This window comes from Streptomyces sp. NPDC002520, from assembly GCF_053595235.1.
Genome location: NZ_JBSFXG010000011.1, coordinates 3,589 through 16,183 on the forward strand (window position 1 = coordinate 3,589; position 12,595 = coordinate 16,183).

Genomic DNA, 12,595 nt, shown 5'->3' on the forward strand with positions numbered 1-12,595 from the left:
ACGCTGGCTGGAGCGTCACACACGGGCGTACGAGGCATGGGCGAGCATGTGGCGCCGGATACTCGAACGAAACCCGGACCGTCACCGGGAGTTCGTGGCAGCTTGCGACACGCTTCCCACGGCACCCGACCTCGGCAAGCCGGGCGAGGGAGAGGACGTCGACGGCTGGCTGGAGCGTCACACACGGGCGTACGAGGCATGGGCGAGCATGTGGCGCCGGATACTCGAACGAAACCCGGACCGTCACCGGGAGTTCGTGGAGTGGGCCGAGCACACTGACGCCGAGCGGACGGTCCGCGACGAGTTGCTGGGCAATCTTCCCTGGTCGGTCGAGCCGGAGCTACTGACCGAGCTCGCCGCGGCCGACCTGGGGCGTTTCCCTTACGAGCTCCTGCTGGCCCAGGCCGCCCGTATGCGCCGCGACGGGTCGGGTAAAGAGCAGGTACTGGATCGCTTCGCCGCGGAACTGTCCGCCCTGACGGACGAGGAGCAGGTCCGCTTCCGTCGCTCCCTGAGCCGCGAGAGCACCACGCTGCTCGACATGGAGTGCGAGGCCCCCGTCACCTGGGTGCGGCACACCGCGTCCGGAACCTGGCGTCACCTGCTCAACCCGGCGCAGGCCAAGGACGGATACCGGCCGGTCCACTGGCGGACCCCCGCCACCACGCTCGCCGACCTCGCGGCAAGGTTCGCCGAGACGGCAGCCCGTGCCCTCCCCTTCTGGGAGTCGAAGGACCGATACTCGGCCATCGACCCGGACGAGGTGGCCTGGGTACGCGACATGATGCTGCACCTTCCGACGGTCACCGAGGAGGTCAAGGCCGGGGTCCGCCTGATCGTCCGGCATGCGCGCAAACGGTTGGGCCCCCACCAGCTCGGCCTGCAGCCGCGTTACGGCCAGCGCCGCGAGCTCGAGGAGATCCTCGACACGATCGAGCGTGTCCTTGCCGACCCGCCGCCTGCCGTCGGCGCGGATCGCCGCCGGACCGCACTCGGCGCCCCAGGCGAGGTGACCGTGCGCGAACTGGCCGGCGTCCTGGCACAGGTATTGAGCGAGTACCTGGACCGGCACCCTGGCGACGACTCCCTCGTGGAGAAGGCGCTCCTCGCGTGTGCCGCGGGTGGGCTCCGGTCCGACGACGATTTCGAGGACGTACTGCGCCGGCACGGTTCCCCGGACGCGGTGCTGCTCCGTCTCACCGAAGGCCTGCGTGAGAACCTCGGTGGCGGGCCATCGTGGCGCGAGGCCTGGACCCGTCTGGTCCTGGCCAGGCGGGACATCACGTCGGAACTGGTACGTGCCCTGCCGGCCTGGTCGGTGCTGCGTGCCCGGGGTGACCGTTACGGAAGCGCACATCCGGCGGTGGTTTCCGTGGTACGTGAGGCCCTGAGCGGCGATCAGGGTGCGTGGGACCGGTTCGCGACCTGCCCGGCCACCTACTCCGGGCCGACCGCCTGGCTGCGCCTCGGCGATCTGCTGGACGCGGCCGCCGCGGGAGCACCTTGGCCGAAGCCACCGGGGAGCCGATGAGTGGCGAGGCACCGAGGAACTGTGCTTTCCCCGCGGCGCGTGGCTGTGCCGCCCCGCGGCCTTGTCTGCGGAGCGGCACAGAAGTCTGCGCTGCCATGTGTGTCCAACTGCAGTGAGTCAGCCGCCGTCGACGTAAGCACGTGCGGCGACCATGACGTCCCTGAATCTCCCGTCAGCGATCACCGTAAGAGGGGCTTCGTCCTCGAGTTGGGGGTTCATCCCGATCATCCAGGCACGTGCTGTGTAGAGGCTCTCAGCGTCCTGGATGAGTTGGAACACCTGCAGGGCCGCGCGGAGACGGTCTTCGGCGTCCTGGCGCGGCGCTGAATCGCCCGAAGCCCACTTACCGACCTGTCGGGGATCGTTGATGTTGGTGATGCGAGCGGTCAGGCGCTGGCCGAGGTTGTCCTGCAGGAAACGGGCGATGTCCGCGATGGACATGCGTACAGTGGTGGCGTGGGCCCGCTCGGCGCTTGCTGCACTTTTGGCGGCTGCAGGATTGTTGGCTGTGGTGGCCATGGCACTTCCTCCCTCGTGTTCTGACTGCACGCCTGGCCGGTGGCCGACTGGTCGCGTGTCAGGCAACGGGTGCAGGACTTGATTGCGGACATCTCGGCCTGCCGCACGTCCAATGGAGTGCAGATGCGGGCTCGGCGCCGCTGACTCATGTGACGCTTCTGATAGGTGGATCCGCGGGGAAGCGTGACCTCTGCGGACTATGACGGCGCTAGACGCCTGTGGTCAGCACCACTGCATGCCGGTCTCGGAGACAGATCCGGTGCAGGGCTGACTGAGGGGGTGCAGGCTGTGCAGGAGCTTGTCGCGACGCCAGTTGCTCGGCTGGCTGGCCTGCGAAGCGCCGTCAGGAGGTATCAGCGCGATCGCAGGTGTGGCGATGGCCGCTGCTTGTAACTGGTGGCTGACTGTGCTCATGGTCCCTCCCCAATAGTTCATGAGTTAAGGCTACCCAGAATCCACTGCTAACTCCACCGTTTTTGCGCTAACTTCTGCTGCCTGACGACCCGTCAAGATCGAGTCCATGCAGCGAGATTGGGGTGCTGACGTGCGGCTTCGCTTCATCCTGTTGTCTGATGGCGTCAAGTGGTGACTGACGTTTTCCTTCGTTCGGGCTACAAGATTGGTGGAGGTTTCAAGGCGGGTGCGAGCGGGGATCACGAGTGTGGCGTCGCGGCGTCAGCGGATGGTGAGTCCGTACTCGTCGGCGACTCTCCGCAGCCCCTCGGTCTCTGGCCAGATCGGCTGCCTCTCCACCTCTTCCAGATCGACATCGCTGAAGATGGCCCAGCACTGTCGCATCCCGAAGCGGGAGCGGTAGGCGATCCCGTGGATCAGCCGACCCTGTTGCGGGTCGCGCTGTGCGATCGCCCAGGCGGCGATCTGGCGCGTCACTCTCCGGTTGGTGCCTTGGATGTGTTCGGCGGTCAGGTCGGTGATGCCGAACTGCGCCAACTCTTCCTTGAGCTCTCTCGACAACGTGCGCAGCGTCTGCTCGTGGTCGACGTCTAAGAATCGCGCCTCCTTGGCCGGCTGTAACCGCACCAGCGTGTGCCGGGTGCGCCAGTCCTGGGGAAGGTAGCCGGGCCTCATGAAATAGGGCTCGTCCCAGTCGTCGCCGATGAATTCACGCAGTTCGGGATCCACGCGGAAAGGAGCCAGCGCCTCGGCGAAGCACCCGTCGAGATCGGAGGCGCAGTACAAGGTGCCGTAGCTCACCAGGCTCCACCGGTTGCCCCCCGAGCGGCTGTCGTCTTCCCGGCTGATCTTGTTGTACTTGCGTGGGTTCTCCGCCTTCCCCAGGCGCCACACCCCGCGTTCCGGTGCCGGTATGAGACTTGCCTCTAACGGTGTGCCCTCGCTCATGGGCCGCTCCTCGCTCAGGTACTAACTTGATCGTGTGGGTTCTTGGATCTGGCTCGTTGCTTGCCGTGTGCGCGGCAGGGACGGGTGTCGGCACGCACTGCCGGACGTCCGGGTGTCTGAACGCAGCCGAACGATCATTTTCTGCTGCTGGGCAGATAAGAGTGACTGGTCCCGCCGATCCCATGAGGGGCGCACGAAGGATTTGAGGGGGCGCACGGCCCTATTTCGTAGGCGACGGGTCCTCCAGGTCCAGCTCGAGAACGGCGACCCCCGCCGCTCCCGCCATGGCGAGAACGACCTTGTCGACGGATTCACCGGAGGGGCGCACGGACAGCGTGTGCACAGGAGTTCCCGTGGCCAGCTGCAGGACACACCGAGACGTCGTCGCATCCCAGACCCGGATCGTGCCGTCCCGAGAGGAACTGGCGACGTAGGAGCGAGGGACATCAGCAGATGTCGTCCAGGCAGCGATGGCCTCGACGGCATCTGTGTGCCCTCGAAGCTCGCCGATGGGTGCGAGGGCACGCAAGTCCCATAGGCGCACGGTGCCGTCATCTCCACCGCTGGCGAGGAAAGGCGGCAACGGGGAGGTGCCTGCGTTGATGGCCACGGCATTGATGATTCCCTGCCGACAGTAGAAAACGTGCTTGGGCGCATGGTCTGTGGCGTCCCACAGGCGCACCGTCCCGTCAGCACTGCCAGAAGCGAACCAGTCCGCGCTGACTCCGTCGGACGCCGCCGCTACGGTTCGGACCGTGTAGGGATGCCGCCACAGCTGTAGCGGTCGTTCTCTGTCCAGGTCCCAGAGCCGGACTGTGAAATCGTCGCCGCTGATGGCCAACCGCCGTCCATCGCAGGCCGCGGTCGAGGCGAGGGCGCGAATGGGCTGGGAGTGCCCCTTGAGGAGGATGCCGGCAGCAGCACCGCGTAAGGGATCCCAGGACCGGATGCTGTGGTCGGATGCCGCCCAGAGGAGTAAGCGTCGGCCCTCGTTCTCCGGTGCCCAGGTGAGGGCAGACGAGGCATGCTTCGAGTCCCTGTCGAACGAGCCGGTGACCATCCCACTGAGAGTGTCCCAGACCTGGGTCTGCGCGGTGCTGTAATTGACGGCCAGGTGCGGTGTGGCAACGGAGTCCGGAGTGATTGCCGCAGCTACAGCGGCAGGCGCTGTGGCAGTGCCCCGGATCGCGTGGAGGATGGCATGCGTGTCCCAGAGCCGGACGGTGTTGTCCCGAGCGGTGGAGGCGAGTCGGTCACAGTCGTCGACCGAGATCGTGCGCAGGGCGGTCACGGCGTCCGTGTGTCCGGTGAGCTGACCGGTCCTGTGCCTGGTGTCCATGTCCCACAGGGCGATCGTTGACCCTGAGCCGGCTGCGGCGAGTAGGTTCGAGCCGTCGATGTGCAGTGCCGCCAGGGTGGTGACGGGCTCTCCCTTCCCTCGGAAGGTGGCTTGGGGGCCTGAGGCCGTATCCCACAGGGTGATGGAGCCGTCGCTGTGGCCCGTCGCGACCCAGCCCGGCGAGGTCGTGTCGGTCAGGCACCTGACCGGAGCGCCGACAGGGTATTCGTGCAGTAGTCGGTGATCTGCGGTGTCCCAGACTTTCAGCGTGTGGCCGACACCGATCAGCAGCTGCCGACCGCCGGGATCGACGGCGAGGGCCAGTGCGAATGCGGCCCGATCCAACGGGTGAGCGCTCATGTCGGCCAGGTGGAGTTCCTCTGATTGCTCGCGCCAGAGTTTCACCGTGCCGTCACCGTTGACCGCTGCCACAGTCAACGTCCCCGCGTCGTTGCGGTATCCGGTGACAGCGGAGGTCCACGTATGTCTTCCGAAGGTCATGTGGTCGAGCAGCGTCCCTTGGACCGTGTCCCAGACGCGTACCGTGCCGTCGGTGCTGCCCGAGACAAGGGCTCCACCGCCGGTGGAGCGCGCCACGAAGAACAGGCACCGTACGTCGCCGTCGTGCGCGGGAATCCGGTCCCCGACAGGTGTACCGGTAGCCGTGTCGATGAGCTCGATGCCGCCCGACACATCGCCTACAGCCAGCAGTTCAGCGCCACCGGGACCGTCGGCCGCGGCCAGCGACAGACTGCGACGGCTGAGTGTCGCGAGCACGTTGGAGGGCGGTGCCCATTGTGACCAGAGGACACACAGACGGGAGCCCGCGAATTCCGCGGCCTCCTGAGGCAGGTCCTGACGAGGAACACCGGGAAACCGCAAGGCGGTGTATGCCAGATGCAGACTCGAGCAGCGAGAGGGGAGATCCGCGTCCTGGACGTAGGGCTCGATGGCAGCCCATGCGGTGAGCCATACCCGGTCCGTTCGGCGGGCGTGCGAGAGACCGAGAAGTCCCCGGATCCCGTCGCCGGAGACCCACGGCAGCAGGCCAGGCGGAACGTGGCTGTCATCCAGTGCCTCGCCGAGCGCGGCATGGTGAGCCAGATGCCGGGTCAGATAGGGGTGCGGCACGGTCACTGCGTCAGGCTTGACCAAACGCGCCAGTGCCGCCGCGATGCGCGCATGGGCCTGCTGCTCGCCGGTGTGGGCATTACTCTGCTGCTCATCCGGATTCATCCAAGGCCCTCCTCATCTCGTACGACGGCTGAGGCCACTGGCGCAGCATCACCCCGAGTTGCTCATGGGCAGGTCGGTACACAACGTGGTCATCCTCGGTGTCATGCGTGAGGTATCCGGCAAGTCGGCCTTCGAGGAGCCGTCGGATCTTCTCGTCGGCGTGATCGATACGGGTCTGCAGCAGTGCTGAAGCCACGGCCGGCCACACCTGGGCCCACGGCATCCCGCGCCCCAGCCCGAAGGCTGTGGCGCGCAGCAGCGCGAGTGCCTCCTCCCTGTTCAGGCCGTCCTCGCCGACCTGGTTGAGATCTTGCTCGAACAGGCCCACGGTGCCTCGGTCGAGCCGTGAGATCCAGAGCTGGTTGCGCAGCAGTGTGATTCCGTCGCTGCGACGCAACTGTTCGGCGGCCAAGCGAGCGTCCAGGAAGGACCGACCTACACGATGTGCCACTCGCTCCGCTGCCGAGGCGATCACCGTCGGGTCGGTGCCCCACGGCGCCCCGGCCAACAGAGCAGTCACGTAGGCAGCGATATCCGCCTGCACCCCCTCTCCATCCGTGCGCACCACCTGCGCTGCCGGGAAGACAAGCCGGAGTTCCTGCAACAGCCCTCGCAGGCCGGTGGCGACGGCTGCCACCGGGGTGCCCGGCCTGGTGCTGCGGACCCCGAGGAGGAGACGCAGGCCACTGTGGCCAGAGGGCGGTTCGGCCGACGTGGAGTCGGTAGCCTGCGCGGGGATGGAGATTCTGCCCGCGATACCAGGCCCGCCGGCATAGCCGGCGAGAGGCACGAGAACATCCCGGATGCAGGCGCCGGCCTCCGGGGATTCGTCGAGGCCGTCGACGACCACGGTGACCGTGCCCTTCTGACGGGTTGTGAAGAAGGTGCGCAGTCCTTCCTGCCATTGCCGCAGAGCATCTGCCGCAGGTTGCGTGCGGTCCCGCTCACCGCCCAGTCGGGTACCGATGGCTTCGATCAGGCTCAGCGGCCCGCGGTTGCGGGCCGACACCGCCACGTGGATCGATCCCTCGTCCGGAACGGTGTCCGCTGGTGCCTTGCTCACTGCCTCTGCGTAGCGAGGTGACGCTCGGAAGGCGGAATCGCTGAGCGTGACTGCCCGGGCCAGTACGGCGGATTTTCCACTGGCGGCGGTGCCGGTCACGATGAGGACGCCCGCGGGCCCTTTGACGAAGGCCGTCAGCCGGCGGTTGAGTTCCTGACGGCCGGAGAAGTACCAGCCGGGATCGTCGCGGCTGGCGCGACCGCTGGCGCGGTCCAGCCAGTACTCCAGTTCCTCGGGCGTGGTTGCGACTTCCTCTCTGGTTTCTGTGACCACCTGCGGTTTGGGCCGGTAGCCAGGGTTGGGCAGGGTGGGGGTCGGGGCGCCGAGCTTGCCCTGGAGGACCGTTCGGGGACCCGCGAGTGAGAGATCTCGTTCTTCGTTGAGTCGCTCGGTGGCCTGCTCGAGAGCCTGTATGAATTCGGAGATCGACAGGTACGGACGGGCGATTCCGGCCGCGTCCTGAAGCCACTCGAAGGCCATGCGCAGGACGATGGCGAACTCGCGGCCCAGCACCGGGGAACGGGCCCCCGTTGTCGCCACGACGTTCAGAGCCCTCTCCGGGGTCCCTGGGCGGACAAGGTCGCGGGCCAGGGCCCTGAGCTCGACGTCGATGCCTTCCGCCTCACAGGCGTTGACGATTACGAGTACATGGCGGGCCACCGAGTCGAGAGCCGCGATGACAACCTCGTTCGTCGGCATGCCCGTCGCCAGCAGCCGATCGGGGTCAGTGCCGGGCAGGAGCAGAAAGTGTCTGGTGGATGTGCCGACAGCGCCGTGTGACGTGACGTAGAGGACCAGTGCCTCGTCTTCTGCCGCCTCCCGGATGCCGGAGCTGTGCAAGAAACGCTCCACATCGTGACGCTCTTCCGGTGCACGCAGAATGGTCTGTACAAACCCTTCGCCTGGTGCCGGTGCTGCTCTCCACCACGCAGTCACGACCGACAGTTGTTCCTCGATCGCCTTGGCGAACTCGGGGTCTCCGTCCTCCACCGTCACGATGACCAGTGAGCCCGCGGCCGGCCCTGCGCCCTCTTCGCTTTTTGCCGGATCGGCCTGTCCGGCTAAGCCGATCTCCCCGTGCTCCCCCTGCATGTTCTCTATTGTTCACAGCCATGGATCGCCACGGGCCAGAACCTGTCAACTCCTCCGCCGCATCAGCTGTGACTGCCGACATCACCCAGGACGCCGTTGTCATCGTCCCGGGCATCATGGGCAGTGAGCTCTACGACACCGTCGCCAAGAAGACTGTCTGGGGCTTATCCGGCGTGTCATGGCTCTTGAAGGCCTGGACGCGCCCCCAGGGCCTCGAGCCGCTGCGCCTGACTCCGGAGGAGCTGGAAGGCAGGACCACCCGGATCAAGCCCACTCAACTGATGCGCCACTCATCCTGGACTCCCTACCTCCAGGGGGTCGAGCCCTACACCAACCTGATCAACGCTGTCCAAGGCTGCGTCGCCGATTCGGCCGCCGTCCTGGAGTTCGCCTATGACTGGCGCCTGCCGGTCGCCGTCAACGGCCGCCTGTTGGCCGAGGCCGCCCGCCGCCACCTGACTGCCTGGCGACTACATCCTGCTCACGACGACGCTCGGCGCAACCGTGTCGACGAGCGTCCCGCACGCCTCGTCTTCGTCGCCCATTCCATGGGAGGCCTCGTCACCCGGGCCGCCCTTGATGCCACACACGACGGCGCCCTTGCCGACGACACCCGCGCCGTACTCACCCTTGGTACGCCCTTCTACGGTGCGGTGAAGGCAACCGCGATCCTCAACACCGGGCGCGGTGCCCCAGTCCCCCTGCCGCACCGGCAACTGCAATCCATCTCAGCCACCATGCCAGGTCTTCATGACCTTCTTCCGCAGTACGCCTGCCTCATCGACGGCAACGATGTCCGTCGCCTCACCCCCAGTGATGTGACAGGCATCGGCGGTAACGCCGAACTCGCCCAGGCAGCATTCGAGTTCCAGGAAAAGCAAGCCAACGTGACGCTGCCCGGGCACTGGGCCGTGGCCGGCACCAACCAGGCCACCATGCAAAGTCTCACCATCAGCGACGGCGTGGTCCACCCGCATCACCACGGAGCTCGCCAGCACACCAGTGGTGACTTCATCCGCGACTCGCGCGGCAACCTGAGGTTCTGGGACGTCAAGGGCGACGGCACCGTCTACAAGGATTCCGCAGCCGTCGGACCCGCGGTCACACCACTTCCCTTGCAGCATGGAGCTGTTGCTTCCGATCGCGTCGCGCTCAAGGCCGTAGCGGAAATACTGCGGGACGACGAACATTTGGGCCCGCCTCAGGGCGCCCCCGGCTGCGGACTGGACGTTCCCGATCTGGTGGAAGTCGGAACCGCTTGGAACATCACGCTCAGCGGCGTGGATTCCTTGGCTGGTCTCCGGTGCGAATTAGCCGACGTCGGGAATCAGAACCCGCAGGTCCTCAAAGCGGGCTGGGGCGACGGACATATCAAGGCCAGGACAACCGTGAATGTTCCCGGCTTGTACCGTGTCACTGTTCGCACCATTGACGGCCACACCATCACCCAACTTGTACTGGCCAGTGAAGCAGGCGCCATGCGGGAAGTGGAATAAGAGTCAGCCTCGGGAATCAACGTGCCAGTGGTGACAGCTGTTGTCACTGGTGAGTGGCCTGCATGTACAGCACATCTTCCTTGGTTTCTTGACTCCCGTCAGCCTTCTTGCGGAAGGCGGGGCGATGCTGAAACGCGGCATCGGACCTGGGCGTCGCTCGTGGTGTATGCCCGTCAGGGCGCAAGGGACGCAGCGGATCAGGGAGGGGCCGCGTGAAAAGCCGATGATGGTTTCGGGCGGGAGTGGGCCGGAGCCGGCGGGGAGGCAGGGGTCAGCTGCGGGTGATGCGGACCTTGTAGTCGCCGTGCAGGTCGGCGCTCGTCACCTGGACGGTGATGCCGTGGCGGGGGTCCTTGAAGGTCTCGCCGGGGGAGAAGGGGGCGTCGGAGAGTTCGGTCTGGACGTTGGGGCTGCGGGTGCAGCCGCCGCTGTTGCGGCGGGAGTCGAAGACGCTGACGGGGCCCCGGCCGGTGTCCACGGCGGCGTCGAGCTTGTAGATGAGGATGCCCGGCTTGCAGATGGCCTCGTCGTTGCCGCCCTGGACGCGCAGTTCCAGCGCGTAGGAGATGCGGGCGTCGATGGGGACGAGGATCAGCTTGCCGCCGCCCTCCTTGTACAGGGGTGTCAACGTGAACTCGACGCTGCCCCGAGCCGCCGCGCAGCCGACCTGGCGCGCGTCCAGCCAGCCCAGTTTCCACTTGTGCCAGCCGAGCAGGTCGTTGTTGGCCCCCCAGTCCTCGCTCATGATGTCCCAGTGCCCGACCGCGCCCCCGCCGTCCTGGGTGTAGAGGTCGGGCAGGCCGAAGGTGTGGCCGTTCTCGTGCGGAAGGACGCGGTAGCCGGTGCTCCCGTACGTGCCGGAGCCGTCGTCCTGGCGGGAGTAGACGAAGGACGCGTTGGAGATGGGGACCCCGTCCGCGACCGGGGCCTCGCTGTTACCGGCGAAGGTCACGGAGAGCACCGTGTCCAGGGCGGAGGGGCCGGCGTTCGGGGTGAACAGCACGTTCAGCAGGTCGTACGAGCGGAAGTCCACGTCGGGATCGGCGGCGGCCACGATGTCCTGGACGAGTTCCCGGTAGCCGGGGTCGAAGGGGGCGCCGCGCTCTATGCCGTAGTCCTTGAACGACTTGGGCATCCGCAGCCAGTGGGTGATCGGTGTCTCGGGGCGGTAGTCCAGGCGGCCGTACGACGCTCTGCGGAACCACTCCTGGGTCATCGGGAAGAACTCGTGGAAGCGGTCGAGGGCGCTGCCCTCCCCGGGCGCGTCGGAGAAGTCGACCATCAGTGTCAGGGCGTGGACGGTGCCGGTGGATCGGGAGTAGCCGGCCGGGGTGGGGAAACCCTCGGTCATCTGCACGTCCCGGGCGCCGCGGATCATGCAGGGCGAGAGGACGGAGGAGCGGGCCAGGCCGATGGGCCCGGAGGTGGTGGGCGCCGCCAGACGTCCGGCCCCGGCCGAGGTGCTGACCGCGAAGGTCAGCATGGTAACCGCGGTGAGAGCGGCCAGGCGGCGCGGGCGTATGCGGCGCTGGCGTATGCGGCGGCGGGGCGACTGTGGCTGCATGCGCGGACCTCCGCTCCACGGCAGCCGCCGATCTCCGGCTGCACCCTTGCGCTCACCCTGTGTCGTGTGGCGCGAGGGGCGCGCGCTGGAGGAGACCGATCGTGGGATTTCGGCTGGTAAGGGTGTGAATTGTGGTGGGGGAGGGTGAGGGAGGTGGATCGGGGGGTGAGGGGGGATCGCGTCCAGTGCTTCGGTCGGTGGGGCGTGCGTCAGCCGGCGGCAGTGCGGCAGTTGTACGCCGTGCGGCCGTTGGTGGGCTGTGGGGCAGGCGGTGACCGTGCGGCCGTTGGTGGGCCGTGCGGCAGGCGGTGGGGTGCCCGCCAGTGCTGTGAGCCAGGTCACTGAGATTTCTTCAGGATGGGGGAAATAACCGGGGACCCTCTCCCCGTTTGGACCTATGTTCGCGCGAAACGGGGATTGCTTCCCCGGATCGCCTCAACCGTCCAGCCGTCCGGATCCGTCCGGACCCCCTTCGGGCCCGTCCGACTTGGAGTACGCCGTGCAGACCGCAACCCTCACCGGCAAGGCGACCCGGCCCCGTGCCGACGCGCTGCGCAACCGGGAGCGGATCGTCACCGCCGCTCAGGAGATGTTCGTCGAACACGGCCCGCACGTGCCGCTCGACGAGATCGCCCGCCGGGCCGGCGTCGGCAATGCCACGGTGTACCGCAACTTCCCGGACCGTGACGCCCTCGTCCGCGAGGTCGTCTGCACCGTGATGGACCGAACCGCCGAGGCGGCCGAGAGGGCGCTCGCCGAGACAGGGGACGCCTTCGCCGCCCTGGCGCACTTCGTGCACACCTCCGCCGACGAGCGGATCAGCGCGTTGTGTCCGATGGTCGCCAGCACCTTCGACAAGCACCACCCCGACCTGGAAGCCGCCGGCCACCGGCTCGAGCGGCTCGTTGAGGAGATCATGGACCGCGCCAAGGCGGCCGGGCAGCTACGGCCCGACGTCGGCGTGGGTGACCTGATGGTCGCCGTGGCACAGCTCAGTCGGCCCCCGGCCGGTACGGACTGTCTCAGCGTCGACCGCTTCGTCCACCGTCATCTCCAACTGTTTCTGGACGGCTTGCGGGCTCCGGCCCAATCCGTCCTGCCGGGCACGCCCGTGACCATGGAGGACCTGCGCCAGGCCTGACCGAACACCGTCCGATCGAGCGTTCGATCGAGCGTCCGACCGATCGGACATCGTCGACCGACTGATCACCCGCCCGTCCGCCCGCCGTATCACGAGCCACGCGAGCCACGCACGAGTCGCTGATTCGCCCGAGCCTTTGAGCATCCGGGCGCCCTTCGCGGCGCGCCGGCTCGGACCCGCACGCCCGTTTTCCCCTTTTCTCCTTTCCCCGTTTCTCCCTTTTTCTCCTTACGAAGTCCCGAAGTGGGTACC

General features: G+C 67.1%; 9 protein-coding genes. 3 read left to right on the plus strand and 6 right to left on the minus strand.

The features are described 5' to 3' along the window. Window positions 1-1,531 (plus strand): hypothetical protein (locus ACWD5D_RS17475; protein WP_451373571.1); only part of this gene is annotated, 1,531 nt, incomplete at its 5' end. Between the two features lie 117 nt (window positions 1,532-1,648). Here the strand turns inward: ACWD5D_RS17475 and ACWD5D_RS17480 are convergent. The 5 genes from ACWD5D_RS17480 to ACWD5D_RS17500 all read right to left on the minus strand — a co-directional run bounded on the left by ACWD5D_RS17480 (window position 1,649) and on the right by ACWD5D_RS17500 (window position 8,142). After that, the gene (locus tag ACWD5D_RS17480; RefSeq protein ID WP_451373572.1) at window positions 1,649-2,050 is read right to left on the minus strand and encodes an XRE family transcriptional regulator; all 402 of its coding nucleotides are present in this window, start codon (window positions 2,048-2,050) and stop codon (window positions 1,649-1,651) included. A 222-nt stretch (window positions 2,051-2,272) separates the two neighbouring features. Next, window positions 2,273-2,464 carry a hypothetical protein gene (locus ACWD5D_RS17485; protein WP_451373573.1) on the minus strand — a complete coding sequence of 64 codons (192 nt, stop codon included), beginning with the start codon at window positions 2,462-2,464 and terminating at the stop codon, window positions 2,273-2,275. A 261-nt stretch (window positions 2,465-2,725) separates the two neighbouring features. Continuing rightward, on the minus strand, window positions 2,726-3,412 hold the full coding sequence (locus ACWD5D_RS17490) for an RES family NAD+ phosphorylase (RefSeq protein ID WP_451373574.1): 687 nt from the start codon (window positions 3,410-3,412) through the stop codon (window positions 2,726-2,728). A 220-nt stretch (window positions 3,413-3,632) separates the two neighbouring features. Continuing rightward, window positions 3,633-5,987: a WD40 repeat domain-containing protein gene (locus ACWD5D_RS17495; protein ID WP_451373575.1), complete on the minus strand. Its 2,355-nt coding sequence runs from the start codon at window positions 5,985-5,987 to the stop codon at window positions 3,633-3,635. Further along, window positions 5,974-8,142, minus strand: a complete 2,169-nt coding sequence (locus ACWD5D_RS17500) for a hypothetical protein (RefSeq protein ID WP_451373576.1) — start codon at window positions 8,140-8,142, stop codon at window positions 5,974-5,976. The genes ACWD5D_RS17495 and ACWD5D_RS17500 overlap by 14 nt, the downstream gene beginning before the upstream one ends. A gap of 68 nt (window positions 8,143-8,210) precedes the next feature. On the opposite strand from ACWD5D_RS17500, the gene ACWD5D_RS17505 reads away from it, so the two are divergent. Continuing rightward, window positions 8,211-9,638 carry an esterase/lipase family protein gene (locus tag ACWD5D_RS17505; protein WP_451373577.1) on the plus strand — a complete coding sequence of 476 codons (1,428 nt, stop codon included), beginning with the start codon at window positions 8,211-8,213 and terminating at the stop codon, window positions 9,636-9,638. Window positions 9,639-9,909: 271 nt separating this feature from the next. On the opposite strand, the gene ACWD5D_RS17510 is transcribed toward ACWD5D_RS17505, so the two are convergent. Next, window positions 9,910-11,202, minus strand: coding sequence for a M6 family metalloprotease domain-containing protein (locus ACWD5D_RS17510; protein ID WP_451373578.1), 1,293 nt, complete (start codon window positions 11,200-11,202; stop codon window positions 9,910-9,912). 499 nt (window positions 11,203-11,701) lie between these two features. Here ACWD5D_RS17510 and ACWD5D_RS17515 point away from each other — a divergent pair, with 499 nt between their 5' ends. Further along, the gene (locus tag ACWD5D_RS17515) at window positions 11,702-12,343 is read left to right on the plus strand and encodes a TetR/AcrR family transcriptional regulator (RefSeq protein WP_451373579.1); all 642 of its coding nucleotides are present in this window, start codon (window positions 11,702-11,704) and stop codon (window positions 12,341-12,343) included. Window positions 12,344-12,595: the final 252 nt, after the last annotated feature.